This is a genomic window from Mesorhizobium sp. M2E.F.Ca.ET.219.01.1.1 (assembly GCF_004016445.2).
GTDB lineage: Bacteria > Pseudomonadota > Alphaproteobacteria > Rhizobiales > Rhizobiaceae > Mesorhizobium.
This window is the reverse complement of record NZ_SADT02000002.1, coordinates 281,517-294,321: the sequence shown is the minus strand read 5'-3', so window position 1 is coordinate 294,321 and position 12,805 is coordinate 281,517. Positions and strand designations below refer to the sequence as shown.

8 protein-coding genes are annotated in these 12,805 nt (G+C 65.1%); 7 read left to right on the top strand and 1 reads right to left on the bottom strand.

Annotated elements, in window-relative coordinates:
* Positions 1-18 precede the first annotated feature (18 nt).
* The 7 genes from glnT (at position 19) to EN862_RS11750 (ending at position 11,187) form a co-directional block, all read left to right on the top strand.
* The gene (gene glnT / locus EN862_RS11785) at positions 19-1,326 is read left to right on the top strand and encodes a type III glutamate--ammonia ligase (protein WP_127866959.1); all 1,308 of its coding nucleotides are present in this window, start codon (positions 19-21) and stop codon (positions 1,324-1,326) included.
* A 38-nt stretch (positions 1,327-1,364) separates the two neighbouring features.
* Positions 1,365-2,618, top strand: a complete 1,254-nt coding sequence (locus EN862_RS11780) for a sarcosine oxidase subunit beta family protein (RefSeq protein WP_127866958.1) — start codon at positions 1,365-1,367, stop codon at positions 2,616-2,618.
* 10 nt (positions 2,619-2,628) lie between these two features.
* Complete coding sequence (locus EN862_RS11775) at positions 2,629-2,904, top strand: sarcosine oxidase subunit delta (protein WP_127866957.1); 276 nt, start codon at positions 2,629-2,631, stop codon at positions 2,902-2,904.
* On the top strand, positions 2,904-5,888 hold the full coding sequence (locus EN862_RS11770) for a sarcosine oxidase subunit alpha (RefSeq protein ID WP_127867276.1): 2,985 nt from the start codon (positions 2,904-2,906) through the stop codon (positions 5,886-5,888). Before EN862_RS11775 ends, EN862_RS11770 begins: the two co-directional genes overlap by 1 nt.
* Positions 5,881-6,501 (top strand): sarcosine oxidase subunit gamma family protein, encoded by a 621-nt coding sequence (locus EN862_RS11765; RefSeq protein WP_127866956.1) that lies wholly within the window; start codon positions 5,881-5,883, stop codon positions 6,499-6,501. The genes EN862_RS11770 and EN862_RS11765 overlap by 8 nt, the downstream gene beginning before the upstream one ends.
* A gap of 355 nt (positions 6,502-6,856) precedes the next feature.
* On the top strand, positions 6,857-9,226 hold the full coding sequence (locus EN862_RS11755) for an aminomethyltransferase family protein (protein ID WP_127866954.1): 2,370 nt from the start codon (positions 6,857-6,859) through the stop codon (positions 9,224-9,226).
* Between the two features lie 251 nt (positions 9,227-9,477).
* Positions 9,478-11,187 carry an APC family permease gene (locus EN862_RS11750; RefSeq protein WP_127866953.1) on the top strand — a complete coding sequence of 570 codons (1,710 nt, stop codon included), beginning with the start codon at positions 9,478-9,480 and terminating at the stop codon, positions 11,185-11,187.
* 73 nt (positions 11,188-11,260) lie between these two features.
* Here EN862_RS11750 and EN862_RS11745 read toward each other — a convergent pair whose 3' ends face one another.
* Positions 11,261-12,610, bottom strand: a complete 1,350-nt coding sequence (locus tag EN862_RS11745; protein WP_127866952.1) for an LLM class flavin-dependent oxidoreductase — start codon at positions 12,608-12,610, stop codon at positions 11,261-11,263.
* Between the last annotated feature and the right edge of the window lie 195 nt (positions 12,611-12,805).

Genomic DNA, 12,805 nt, shown 5'->3' with positions numbered 1-12,805 from the left:
CGTAAGCGAGGAACTATAATGGGGAACGATCTCGCCGCATTCGCCAAGGAGAACGGCGTCAAATATTTCATGATCTCCTACACCGACCTGTTCAGCGGGCAACGCGCCAAGCTGGTGCCGGCGCAGGCGATCGCCGACATGCAGAAGGACGGCGCGGGCTTCGCCGGCTTCGCGACCTGGCTCGACCTCACGCCGGCGCATCCGGACATGCTGGCGGTGCCGGATCCGGATTCGGTCATCCAATTGCCCTGGAAGCCCGAGGTCGCCTGGGTGGCGGCCACCTGCGTGATGGACGACAAGCTCGTCGACCAGGCGCCGCGCAACACCCTGAAGCGGGTGATCGATGAAGCCGCCCGCGACGGCATGCATGTCAAGACCGGCGTCGAGGCCGAGTTCTTCCTGATCTCGCCCGACGGCAAGGCGATCTCCGACGAATACGATACAGCCTCAAAGCCCTGCTATGACCAGCAGGCGGTGATGCGCCGCTACGACGTCATCGCCGAGATCTGCGACCATATGCTGGCGCTTGGCTGGGGCCCATACCAGAACGACCACGAGGACGCCAACGGCCAGTTCGAGATGAACTGGAACTTCGATCACGCGTTGGCGACCGCCGACAAGCACTCCTTCTTCAAGTTCATGGTCAAGTCGATCGCGGAAAAGCATGGCCTGCGCGCGACGTTCATGCCGAAGCCCTTCCAGGGCCTGACCGGCAATGGCTGCCATGCGCATATCTCGGTGTGGGATGAGGCCGGCAAGACCAATGTCTTTGCCGACAATTCGGAGGAGCTCGGCCTCTCCGTCAAGGGCAGGAACTTCCTCGGCGGCATCATGAAGCATGCCTCGGCGCTTGCCGCGATCACCAACCCGACGGTCAATTCCTACAAGCGCATCAACGCGCCGCGCACTATATCCGGCGCGACCTGGGCGCCGAACACGGTGACCTGGACCGGCAACAACCGCACCCACATGGTGCGCGTGCCGGGACCTGGGCGCTTCGAGCTGCGCCTGCCCGACGGCGCCGCCAACCCCTACCTCCTGCAGGCCGTCATCATCGCCGCCGGCCTCGACGGCATCCGCTCCAAGGCCGACCCCGGCAAGCGCTACGACATCGACATGTATCAGTTCGGCCATACCGTCACGGACGCGCCGAAACTGCCGCTCAACCTGCTCGACGCGCTGCGCGAATTCGACAACGACAAATCGCTCAAGGCGGCGCTGGGTGAGGAATTTTCGTCGGCATATCTAAAGCTGAAGCAGCAGGAATGGAATTCCTATGCTTCGCACTTCACGCAGTGGGAGCGCGACCACACGCTGGATATCTAGCATCCAGCGTTGCGGGTGAGCGGCCTCGGAATGACGCAATGAAATATTCGATCTTCTCGCTCGCTCGCGCCGCCCTCTCCGGCCACAAGAACTGGCAGTCGACCTGGCGTGACGCAGCACCCAAGGATCGCTACGACGTGATCATCATCGGCGGCGGCGGGCATGGGCTCGCCACCGCCTGGTTTCTCGCCAGCGAGTTCGGCATCCGCAACGTCGCGGTGCTCGAAAAAGGCTGGATCGGCTCCGGCAATGCCGGCCGCAACACCACCATCATCCGCTCCAATTACGGCCTGCCCGGCAATACCCGCTTCTACGAATTGTCGATGAAGCTGTGGGAGCGGATGGAGCAGGACCTCAACTACAACGCCATGGTAAGCCAGCGCGGCGTGCTCAACCTCTACCATTCCGACGCGCAGCGCGACGCCTTCGCCCGGCGCGGCAACACCATGCGCATCAACGGTATCGATGCCGAGCTGCTCGACCAGGCGGCGCTGCGCAAAATGCTGCCATTCCTGAATTTCGAGAATGCGCGCTTTCCAATCCAGGGCGGGCTGCTGCAGCGCCGCGGCGGCACGGCCCGCCACGACGCTGTGGTCTGGGGCTATGCGCATGCGGCGAGCGGGCTCGGTGTCGACATCATCCAGAATTGCGAGGTCACCGGCTTCGTGCGCGACGCCAACGGCAAGGTGACCGGCGTCGAGACCTCTCGCGGCAAGATAGGCGCCAGTAAAGTCGGCATGGCGGTGGCCGGCTCTTCCTCGCGCGTCGCGGCGATGGCCGGCTTGCGCCTGCCGATCGAGAGCCATGTTCTGCAGGCCTTCGTCTCCGAGGCGATCAAGCCGCTCATCCCCGGCGTCATGACCTTCGGCGCCGGGCACTTCTATGTGAGCCAGTCGGACAAGGGCGGGCTGGTCTTCGGCGGCGACATCGACGGCTATAATTCCTATGCCCAGCGCGGCAACCTGCCGGTGGTCGAGGATGTCTGCGAAGGTGGCATGGCGCTGATCCCGATGATCGGCCGCGTGCGGTTGCTGCGCCAGTGGGGCGGCATCATGGACATGTCGATGGACGGCACGCCGATCATCGACAAGAGCCCGGTCGACGGCCTCTATATCAATGCCGGCTGGTGCTATGGCGGCTTCAAGGCAACGCCGGGCTCAGGCCTCGTCTTCGCTCATCTTCTGGCGCGCGACGAGTCGCACAAGGAGGCTGCCCGCTTCCGCCTCGACCGCTTCCAGCGCGGCGCCATGATCGACGAGAAGGGCCAGGGCGCCCAACCGAACCTCCATTGAAGACCCAGCCATGCGTATAATCTGTCCCTTCTGCGGCGAACGCGAACTCGGCGAGTTCACCTATCTCGGCGACGCCAAGCCGCAGCGCCCCGCGGCCGACGCCGGCGAGGACGCCGTCTACGATTACGTCTATCTGCGCGACAACATCGCCGGCGTGATGAGCGAGCACTGGTACCATGGCGGCGGCTGCCGGGCCTGGCTGAAGGTCACGCGCAACACGCTGACGCATGAGATTTCGGCCGTCGAGCCGACGGCGGGCGCCGGCGCCGCCAAGGTTGGTGCGTGATGGTCGCCGGCGCGCAAACACACCGGCTGGCGAACGGCGGTGTCATCGATCGCTCAACGTCGCTGAGCTTCCGCTTCGACGGCAAGACCCTGCTCGGCTTCCAGGGCGACACGCTGGCTTCCGCGCTGGTTGCCAACGGCGTCAAGCTGGTCGGCCGCTCCTTCAAATATCACCGCCCGCGCGGCGTCCTCACCGCCGGTTCGGAAGAGCCCAACGCGCTGGTCGAATTGCGCAGCGGCGCGCGGCGCGAGCCGAACACCAAGGCGACCACGGCCGAACTCTATGAAGGCCTCGAAGCCGCCAGCCAGAACCGCTGGCCGTCGCTCAATTTCGACGTCATGTCGGTCAACCAGTTGTTCGCGCCGATCTTCGTCGCCGGCTTCTACTACAAGACCTTCATGTGGCCGGCGAAATTCTGGGAAGCGATCTACGAGCCGGCGATTCGGCGCGCCGCCGGCCTCGGCCGCGCGGCAGGCGTTTCCGATCCCGATCACTATGACAAGGCCTGGGCGCATTGCGACGTGGTGATCGCGGGTTCCGGGCCGGCTGGTCTGGCGGCTGCCCTTGCCGCCGGCCGTAGCGGCGCGCGCGTCATCCTGTGCGAGGAGGACTTTGTCCTGGGCGGGCGGCTGCTTGCCGATGGCGGCGCCATCGACGGACTGCCCGCCGCCGAATGGGTTGCGCGCGCGGTTGCCGAACTGACTGCGCTGCCGGATGTACGCATCATGACGCGCACGACTTTGTTCGGCGTCTATGACGGCGGCACCTATGGCGCGATCGAGCGCGTCAACGACCATGTGCCGGTGCCGCCGGAGCATCAGGTGCGGCAGCGGCTGTGGCGCATCGTCGCCAAGCGCTGCGTCGTCGCCGCCGGCGCGATCGAGCGTCCCATCGTCTTTGCCGGCAACGACACGCCGGGCGTGATGATGGCATCGGCCATGCGCTGCTATATCAACCGCTACGCCGCTGCGCCGGCCAGACGCATCGCGCTCTTCACCAACAACGAGGATGGCTGGCGAACGGCCGAAACGGCGATCGCGGCAGGGCTGCAGGTGGCGGCCGTGATCGATGCCCGGCCGGACGTTTCGCCGGCGCATCGCTCGCTGGCCAGCAAGGGCGGCTTCCCGGTGCTGCACGGCTCGGTCTCCGCTGTCGATGGCGGCAAGACCGGCGTGCGCAAGATTTCCGTCGCGCTGACCGGCGGCGCGCGCGCCGAGGTCGAGGCGGACGGGCTTGCCGTCTCCGGCGGCTGGAATCCGGCGGTCGGGCTCACCTCCTACCATCGCGGCCGGCCGAAATGGCGCGACGACATCGCGGCCTTCGTGCCGGACGGCGCGCCGCCCGGCATGGTCGCCGCGGGCGCCGCCAACGGCGCTTTCGGTCTCGGCGCCTGCCTGCGCGAAGGGTTCGAAGCCGGCGCTGCCGCGGCACGCGATGCCGGGCGCGGCGGCAATATCGGCTCCATGCCTGTCGCCGACGACGAGGCGTTTTCGCTGACGCCGCTCTGGCATGTCGCCGGCAAGGGCAAGGCCTTCGTCGATCAGCAGCATGACGTCACCGCTTCCGATGTCGAATTGGCGCAGCGCGAGGGTTTTCAATCGGTCGAGCATCTGAAGCGCTACACGACGCTCGGCATGGCGACCGACCAGGGCAAGACCTCCAATGTTGCCGGCCTCGCCATCATGGCGGCGGTCAGCGGCAAGTCGATCCCCGAGACAGGCACCACGATCTACCGGCCGCCCTATGTGCCGGTCGCCATCGGCGCTTTCGCCGGCCATCACCGCGACGAGAATTTCCATGCGACACGGCTGACGCCGTCGCATCATTGGGCCGCCGAACAGGGCGCGGTGTTTGTCGACACCGGCCTGTGGAAGCGGGCGCAGTGGTATCCGCACGCGGGAGAGAAGGACTGGCTGGAATCGGTGACCCGCGAGGTCAAGGCAGTGCGCAGCGGCGTCGGCTTCTGCGATGTCTCGACGCTCGGCAAGATCGACGTGCACGGGCCCGACGCCGGCGCCTTCCTCGACCGCGTCTACATCAACGCCTTCTCCAGCCTCGCCGTCGGCAAGGCGCGCTACGGCTTGATGCTGCGCGAGGACGGCATCGTCTATGACGACGGCACGACTTCGCGTCTGGCCGAAGACCATTATTTCCTCACCACCACCACGGCCAAGGCCGGGCTGGTGATGCAGCATCTGGAGTTCTGCCGGCAGGTGCTGTTCCCCGAGCTCGATGTGCAGCTTACGTCGGTTTCCGATCAGTGGGCGCAGTTCTCGATCGCCGGGCCGAGTGCGCGGAAACTGCTGCAACAAATCGTTGATGAGTCCGAAGACCTGTCGAACGAAGGCTTCCCGTTCATGGGCGCGCGCGAGGTCAAGCTGCGCGGCGGCCTGAAGGCAAGGCTGTTCCGCATCTCCTTCTCCGGCGAGATGGCGTTCGAGATTTCGGTGCCGGCGCGTTACGGCGAGGCGATGGCACGCAATCTGATGATCGCCGGCAAGCCATTCGGCGTGACGCCTTACGGCACCGAAGCGCTCGGCGTGATGCGCATCGAAAAGGGCCATGTCGCCGGACCGGAGCTCAACGGCACCACCACTGCGGGCGATCTTGGCCTCGGCAAGATGATGTCGACCAAGAAGCATTTCATCGGCCGCGTCATGGCGGGCCGCGAGGCGCTCACCGCGCCGAACCGGCAGGTGGTCGTCGGCATCAAGCCGACCGACAAGGCACGGCGCCTGCGCTCCGGCGCGCACATCATTCCGAAGGGCGAGACGCCCGGCCCCGACAACGACCAAGGCTATGTCACCTCGGTCTGCTTCTCGCCGGTGCTCGACCAGTGGATCGGGCTCGGCCTCGTCGAGCGCGGCCGCGAGCGGATCGGCGAGATCGTGCGCGCGCACGACCCGCTGCGCTCAGAGGACTACGATGTCGAGCTCTGCAATTCCGTCTTCTACGATCCGGATGGAGGGCGCCAGCGTGGCTGATTTTTCCTGGGACGTCCGCAGCCCGCTCGACCGCGCGCTGGTCGCCGGCCCCTATGGTGTGCAGGGTGACGCCGGAGTGGCGCTGACCGAGATCCGCAATTTCGACCTCATCCAGGTGATGGCGCGGCGCGGCAAGGCCGGCGAGACGGCGAAGGCCGCGCAGGCGCGCTTCGGTGCTGCCGCGCCGGAAACGCCCAAGACTGTCGCTACGGCCGATGCGACGCTGATCTGGTCGGGACCGGACCAGTTCCTTGTGCTGTCCAAGGGTGGCAAGCACACAATGGCGGCTCTTGCGCCTGTATTTGCCGGCTCGGCTTCGCTGTCCGACCAGAGCCATGCGCGGGCGCTGATCAGCATCTCCGGCGACAAGGCCCGCGCGATGCTCGCCAAGCTGTCGTCGGTCGATTTGCATCCCGATGTGTTCGGCGTGGGTGCGGCCGCTGCCACGTCGATGGACCACACGAGTGTTACGCTGTGGCGCGGTGATGATCGCAATGGCCAGGCTGTGTTCAATCTCTTGGTGTTCGCAACTTTTGCCGAGAGCCTCTGGCATACCATTCTAGACTCCGCTGCCGAGTATGGCGCGACCATCGGCCATTCCGAGGATCTTTAGCGTCCAACCGGCGAAACTCGGCGCTGCCCCTCATCTGCCTGCCGGCATCTTGTCCCCGTATAGTGACGGGGAGAAGGGGCTGGCCGCAACGACGGCACTCCGACCTGCAGCGTTGGTGATTGGCGAAATCGAAGGCGGCAGCGTCCTTCGCCCCGTTTACGGGGAGAAGGTGCCCGAAGGGCGGATGAGGGGCGGCGCCGACGTTCGGGATTAGGTTGATCGGCAAGAACCTGCCTGAGCGACGGCACCAATGACGGCACCGCAGCCTTGCCAAACGCCCTCACCCTGCTATTCTCTCAGCGAAAATAATTTTACACACAGGCAACCTTGTTTCTCGCTCGGAGGAGGGTTTGAGATGAGCCAGTCGCCCTACCCCGCCTTCCAGTCCGGACCGCCCAAGCCCAGCCTGATCCTGAGGCCTGGCGAGATCCGCCTGCCGCCGGGCCTGGAGCGCTACACCGTGCAGGGCAATGGCGCGGTGCTCATCAATGTCGAGGCGGGCGACAGCGTCAGCGTCACCAATGTCGAAGGCGGGCAGCCTTGCGAGCTTTTGGCCTGGGACAAATCCGGCGTCACCGATCCCGGCATTTTCGGCGAGCGTTCCAACAGCAATGCGGCCGGCATCAAGGCGCTGCTCGCCGAGGGCGACGACAGCCTCTCGGCGCTGCGCCTCAGCCTCGAGCGCCGCAAGGTGCAACTCGACCAACCGAAAGGCGTGCGCGTGTTCGGCGGCGCCACGCCGGCCGGCACCGAGCAGAGCTTTTCCGTGCAGCGCGACGGCGCGCTGCTGATAGCGGCGCCCGGCGGGCCGATGCTGGTCGACGGCCACAACACGGCGACGCCGCTGACCGTAATCGTGCGCCGCGCCACGATCCGGCTGAAGACAAGAGGCCAGCTTGCCGATCCGCTCGCCGATCCGGTGCTCGATCTGCGCGTGAAATCGGCAACCGCCGAAGCCTATTTCGTCAAGGCGGGCGACTATCTGCAGATCATCGATGTCGATGGCCGGCAATGCACCGACTTCCAGTGCTTTTCGGCGCGCAAGCTGGACAAGGGCCGCGACCTGCCGCTCGACGTCACCACCACCCGCACGCTGATGGGCTCGGCCTATCCGATGCCCGGCCTGCATTCGAAATATTACGACCAGGACATGGAGCCGCTGGTCGAGGTGGTGCAGGACACATGCGGTCGGCACGACGCTTTCGCGCTCGCCTGCGCCGCCAAATACTACGACGACATCGGCTATCCCGGCCACACCAACTGCTCGGAGAATTTCAACAAGGCGCTTGCCGACAAGGGCGTAACGCCCCGCGCCGGGTGGATGGCGATCAACTTCTTCTTCAACACGGCGATCGACGCGCATGGCGTGATGGTGTCGGACGAGCCGTGGTCGCGCCCGGGCGACTATGTGCTGCTCAGGGCCCTGACTGACATCGTCTGCGTGTCCTCGGCCTGCCCGGACGACACCACGCCATCCAATGGCTGGGACCTCACCGACATCCATGTGCGCAGCTACTCCGGCCAGCACAAATTCTCGCGAGCGATCGCCAGACGCATGAAGCCCGACTCGGAACCGAAAATGACCCGCGAGACAGCCTTTCATTCGAGCTTTGCCAAGCACACGCGCGACTTCGTCGAATACAGGGGCTATTGGCTGGCCAATTCCTTCGCCAAGGAAGGGCCGATCGCCGAATACTGGGCCTGCCGGCAGGACGCTGTGATCATGGACCTGTCGCCACTGCGCAAGTTCGAGGTCACCGGACCCGATGCCGAGGCGCTGCTGCAATACACGCTGACCCGTGACGTCAAGAAGCTCGGCGTCGGCCAGGTCGTCTACACCGCGATGTGCTACGAGCATGGCGGCATGATCGACGACGGCACGCTGCTTCGACTCGGCAAGGACAATTTCCGCTGGGTCGGCGGCGACGATCTGTCCGGCGAGTGGCTGCGCGAGACCGCCAAGAAGCTCGGCCTCAACGTGCTGGTGCGCTCGTCCACCGACCAGATGCACAACATCGCCGTGCAGGGGCCGAAGAGCCGCGACATTTTGAAGGAAGTGATCTGGACTTCGCCAGTGCAGCCCTCGATCCGCGAGCTCGAATGGTTCCGCTTCGCCGTCGCGCGCATCGGCGGCGGCAATGGCGTGCCGGTCGTGGTCTCGCGCACCGGCTATACGGGCGAGCTCGGCTATGAAATCTGGTGCCATCCGCGCGACGCGGAAAAGGTGTTCGACGCCGTCTGGGAAGCCGGCCAGCCGCACGGGCTGAAGCCGATGGGCCTGCAGGCGCTCGACATGGTGCGCATCGAGGCCGGGCTGATCTTCGCCGGTTACGAATTCTCCGACCAGACCGATCCGTTCGAGGCCGGCATCGGCTTCACCGTGCCGCTCAAGACCAAGGCCGACGACTTCATCGGCCGCGACGCGCTGATCCGGCGCAAGGAGCACCCGCAGCACAAGCTCGTCGGGCTCGACATCGATGCCAACATTCCGGTCGGCCATGGCGACTGCGTCCATGTCGGCCGCGCCCAGATCGGCGTGGTCACGTCCGGCATGCGCTCGCCGGTGCTCGGCAAGACCATCGCGCTGGCAAGGCTCGACGTCACCCATGCCGACATCGGCACCGAGGTCGAGATCGGCAAGCTCGACGGCCATGCCAAGCGGCTGCCGGCACACGTCGTGGCTTTTGCCCATTACGATCCGCAGAAGTCAAAGCCGCGATCCTGATACGCCTCCAAGGCCAGATCCGACCCTCACCGGCCGCCGCCGGCGGCGGTCGGATCAATGTTTCGAAAGCGTGATGTGCATGACATCCACAAAACGCTTGACGCGAAAGCGCGCCGGATCAATGTTCACTCTAAAGAAAAAAATACGACTGAGTGGAAACACGACGGTCGGACCATAGTGGCCGGGGAGCAAGCTTCGCGAGAGCCGAAGCGTCGCCGGCGGGGAACAGAAAAAAGGGGAAGACACAAGAAATGAGCACGATAAGCACGGCCCTGGAGCAGCCTGCCGAAAGCAAGCTGCTCAGGCATATCGACTGGCGTGGCGCCTTCTGGGTGGCAAGCGGCGTTCCGGCGCTGGTCCTGTTCTCGATCGGCGGCATTGCCGGCACGACCGGGACGCTGGCCTTTCTGATCTGGACGGTGTCCATGATCATGGGTTTCCTGCAATCCTTCACCTATGCGGAGATTGCCGGCCTGTTTCCGAACAAGTCGGGCGGCGCCTCGATCTACGGCGCTACCGCCTGGCTGCGTTATTCGAAATTCATCGCGCCGCTGTCGGTGTGGTGCAACTGGTTTGCCTGGTCGCCGGTGCTGTCGCTCGGCTGCTCCATCGCCGCCGCCTATATCCTCAACGCGCTGGCGCCGATCCCGGTCTTCTCCGAGACCTCGCCGGAGGTTGTCGCCTATATCGCCGCACACGCGGGGACGGCACCTGCCGACGCCATCGCCGCGGTCACCGCCGCCGCAACACCTGCGATCCGCACCTGGACGCTGTGGGGCCACACGCTCGGCCCGGTCTCCTTCACGCTCAACGCCACCTTCTTCATCGGCGCGGTGCTGATGCTGGTCATCTTCGCCATCCAGCATCGCGGCATTCTCGGCACGGCCAATGTGCAGAAATATATCGGCCTGCTGGTCATCATCCCGATGCTGATCGTCGGTGTGGTGCCGATCATCACCGGCCAGATCGACTATGCCAATTTCTCGCCGCTGGTGCCGCTGGCCGCGGCCTACGCGCCGGATCCCGGTTCGTGGAACATCGCCGGCTGGACCTTGGTGCTGGGCGGCATGTTCATCGCCGCATGGTCGACCTACGGCTTCGAGACCGCGGTCTGCTACACGTCGGAATTCAAGAACCCCGGCACCGACACGTTCAAGGCCATCTTCTATTCCGGCCTGCTCTGCATGCTGCTCTTCATCCTGGTGCCCTTCACCTTCCAGGGCGTGCTGGGCCTGAACGGCATGCTGGCGACGCCGATCGTCGACGGCTCCGGCGTCGCCGACGCGCTGGCCGGCATGGTCGGCGGCGGCAAGATCATCCACAGCCTGCTGGTCATGCTGATGATCCTGGCGCTGGTGCTTTGCATCATGACGGCGATGGCCGGCTCCTCGCGCACGCTCTACCAGGGCTCGGTCGACGGCTGGCTGCCGCGCTATCTCAGCCACGTCAACGAGCATGGCGCGCCGACGCGGGCGATGTGGACCGATCTCTGCTTCAACCTGGCCGTTCTGGCGATCGCCTCGGCCGACGCGACGAGCTTCTTCTTCATCCTCGCCGTGTCGAATTGCGGCTACATCATCTTCAACTTCCTCAACCTCAACGCCGGCTGGATCCACCGCATCGACAACGGCCATATCAACCGGCCGTGGAAGGCGCCGACCTGGCTGCTCGGCATCGGCGCCATCTTCGCCTATTTCAACGCGGTCTTCATGGGCGCCGGCGCCAAGGTGTGGAACCCGATGGCGCTGTGGGCCGGCCTGATCACGGCTGCCTTGATCATCCCGGTGTTCTGCTTCCGCCACTACATCCAGGATGGCGGCAAGTTCCCCGAGCATATGCTGGCCGATCTCGGCATGGCGGGGGCAGACCTCTCCGTCAAGAAGGCGGGCATGCTACCCTACCTGACGCTCGCCGCCGGCGTGGTCGTGATGCTGATCGCCAACTGGGTGTTCGTCATCTGACGTGGCAACCTGAATGGAAACGGGCGCGCTTCGGCGCGCCCGTTTGTTTTTGGCGAGTTTATCGAAGCTGAGATCAGCCGGCCTTGCGGACGGCCGCTCCTTCGAAGAACCGGTTCGGCGGTCGCTTCAGGCCGAGATTCTCGCGCAGCGTCGACCCTTCATATTCGCGCCTGAAGATCCCGCGCCGCTGCAGCTCAGGCACCACCTTCTCGGCGAAATCGTCGAGTCCTGCCGGCAAATAGGGGAACATCACGTTGAACCCGTCGGAGCCTTCCGTCAGCAGCCATTCCTCCATCCCGTCAGCAATGGTCTTCGGGGTGCCGACAAAGGCAAGGCCGGAAAAGCCGCCGAGCCGCTGTGCCAACTGGCGGACTGTGAGATTTTCATTGCGCGCAAGTTCGATGACGCGTTCGCGGCTGCTCTTCGAGGCATTGGTCTCCGGAATGTCAGGCAACGGCCCGTCCGGATCGAAACCCGACGCATCATGGCCAAGCGCGATCGACAGCGAGGCGATGCCGCTCTCGTAATAGACCAGGCTGTCCAGCTTCGCGCGCTTGGCCCGCGCCTCCTCGACACTGTCGCCGACGACGACGAAGGCGCCGGGCAGGATCTTGATGTCGTCGCGCGCGCGGCCAAGTTTTTGCGCCCGGCCCTTCACGTCGGCAAAGAAGCGCCGGCCGGATGCCAGGTCGGGCGGCGCGGCGAAGATCACCTCCGCCGTCTCGGCGGCCAGTTGGCGCCCGACGTCGGACGCGCCGGCCTGGACGATGACCGGCCAGCCCTGCACCGGCCTGGCGATGTTGAGTGGGCCGCGCACAGACAGGTGCTCGCCCTTGTGATCGAGCACATGCAGTTTCGATGGATCGAAATAGAGGCCGCTTTCGGCGTCGCGGATGAAGGCGTCGTCGGCAAAACTGTCCCACAGTCCGGTCACGACATCGTAGAACTCGCGCGCCCGGTGGTAGCGCTCGTCGTGCTCGACATGCTCGTCGAGGCCGAAATTCAGCGCCGCGTCGGGATTGGACGTGGTGACGATGTTCCAGCCGGCGCGTCCGCCGCTGATATGGTCGAGCGAGGCGAAGCGCCGGGCGATGTGGTAGGGCGCGTCGAAGGTGGTCGAAGCGGTCGCCACCAGGCCGATATGATCGGTGACGGCGGCAAGCGCCGAGAGCAGCGTGAACGGCTCGAAGGACGTTACTGTATGGCTCCGCCGCAGCGCCTCGATCGGCATGTTGAGCACAGCCAGATGGTCGGCCATGAAGAAGGCGTCGAACTTCGCCGCCTCGAGCGTCTGGGCGAAACGCTTCAGGTGCGCGAAGTTGAAGTTGGCGTCCGGATAGGCGCCCGGATAGCGCCAGGCGCCGGTGTGAAGACTGACGGGGCGCATGAAGGCGCCGAGTCGCAATTGCCGTTTTTCTGACATGGGAAATGATCCAGCGATGACGAGCGTTGCCGCTCCGATATTAGCGCAGGATCGGCCTGCATCGCGCCGCTGAAAAGGAATTCTGTTTTGCCGAAGCCTTGCCGCGGAGCATTTTCGCCCGGCTGACCCTTGATGCGGATCATCCGCCACCGGCTTTCGCCGATGGCGGATGATCCGAGGTTGCCACCTTATCGT

Bases quoted from the DNA above. Each gene is read 5' to 3' on its own strand.
- glnT (WP_127866959.1), top strand. From the start codon at position 19: ATGGGGAACGATCTCGCCGCATTCGCCAAGGAGAACGGCGTCAAATAT.
- EN862_RS11780 (WP_127866958.1), top strand. From the start codon at position 1,365: ATGAAATATTCGATCTTCTCGCTCGCTCGCGCCGCCCTCTCCGGCCAC.
- EN862_RS11775 (WP_127866957.1), top strand. From the start codon at position 2,629: ATGCGTATAATCTGTCCCTTCTGCGGCGAACGCGAACTCGGCGAGTTC.
- EN862_RS11770 (WP_127867276.1), top strand. From the start codon at position 2,904: ATGGTCGCCGGCGCGCAAACACACCGGCTGGCGAACGGCGGTGTCATC.
- EN862_RS11755 (WP_127866954.1), top strand. From the start codon at position 6,857: ATGAGCCAGTCGCCCTACCCCGCCTTCCAGTCCGGACCGCCCAAGCCC.
- EN862_RS11750 (WP_127866953.1), top strand. From the start codon at position 9,478: ATGAGCACGATAAGCACGGCCCTGGAGCAGCCTGCCGAAAGCAAGCTG.
- EN862_RS11745 (WP_127866952.1), bottom strand. From the start codon at position 12,610: ATGTCAGAAAAACGGCAATTGCGACTCGGCGCCTTCATGCGCCCCGTC.